This is a genomic window from Scytonema hofmannii PCC 7110 (assembly GCF_000346485.2).
GTDB lineage: Bacteria > Cyanobacteriota > Cyanobacteriia > Cyanobacteriales > Nostocaceae > Scytonema > Scytonema hofmannii.
In genome coordinates this window covers 1-1,232 of the sequence record NZ_KQ976377.1, presented here as the reverse complement: position 1 = coordinate 1,232, position 1,232 = coordinate 1, and the positions used below count along the sequence as shown (strand labels likewise).

General features: G+C 44.8%; 1 protein-coding gene. It reads right to left on the bottom strand.

The features are described 5' to 3' along the window. Positions 1-1,232 (bottom strand): CARDB domain-containing protein (locus WA1_RS51940; protein WP_033336845.1); only part of this gene is annotated, 1,232 nt, incomplete at both ends.

The window sequence follows — 1,232 nt, the reverse complement described above, 5'->3', positions numbered from 1 at the left end:
TTGTGATTATTCAGTTCAAAAACGTCATTGTGCTGGTCAGTCACAACAAAGACGTGGAAAGTACCACTCAGCCCATCAGGTAGAGTAAAGGTAGCAGAGCCGTCATACCATTTGTTGGGTTCATCTATGTCTAAGCTGCCATGATGCCTAATTTCACCCAATAACCTATCCGTGCTGGAGTTGAAATTAGCATCCTCTGATAGATAGAAAGCATCAACCCAAGAATAGTTGGGAGTAGCGGTTGAGCCATTGTTGGTAACACGGTAATCAATGGTCAGGGCATGGCTAGCCAAAGCTTGAGTTGGAACGTCTACCAACTCGACTTCCAAGTCTGGCGGTGGTGTGAGATTAACAGTAGTAGGTGTAGGTTGGGCAACAATGTTATTGGCGTCGCCCGCAAATTCCAAAACCTGATTGCCAGCGTCAGTTCTAACAATGAAGTAGAAATTTCCACTCACTCCTATTGGCAAAGTGACATCCAAACTAGTGGTGTAGCTGCTAGTAGCTCCATTAGTGCTGTTAGCATCATAAACATCAAGGTCGCCGTAGTGGTAACGAGAACCCAGGAAGTACTCCTCATCGCCATTGCCCAGGTAGGGGTCAGCTGACATATAAACTTCGTCATACCAGCTGTGCTGAGAGGTTTTGCCAGGACCATTATTGACAACAGTCCAATTCAGGGTCATCCTCTGACCTGAGAACACTGGGGAATGTTCGTTGACAGTCGGCTGTAAGTCTGGCGGTGGAGTCAGTTCAATGTTGGTGGGTGATTCTGTGCTCCGAAAATTGTCATCCTCGTTTTGATATTCGTAGACATTATCGTAGTAATCAGTTTTAACAACAAAGTAGTAGTTGTTGCCCTCAATATTATCAGGCAAGGTAACCTCTAAACTATTGTTATAGCTGTGTATGCCGCTACCATATTTATCCAAGTAGCTAAAGTTAGAAGTTTGACCCAGGTATGTTTCTTGACCGTTTAAAGACAGGAAAACGGCGTCATACCAAATTGGAGCGCTAGTTGAGCCAGTTCCTGTGTTTTCTACTACCCAATCAATAGTAATTTTCTGACCGGAGAAAGCTGAATCGGTTCGAGCAGTAACGCTGGATACTTTCAGGTTCGGAAAATCACTCTTGCGAATGTCGATAGGATTGGAGGAAATACGAGTATTGTTGCTCTCTTGACCGTGTTCGTAGACATCGCCACCAGCATCCGTCTTAACAACTACCCAACG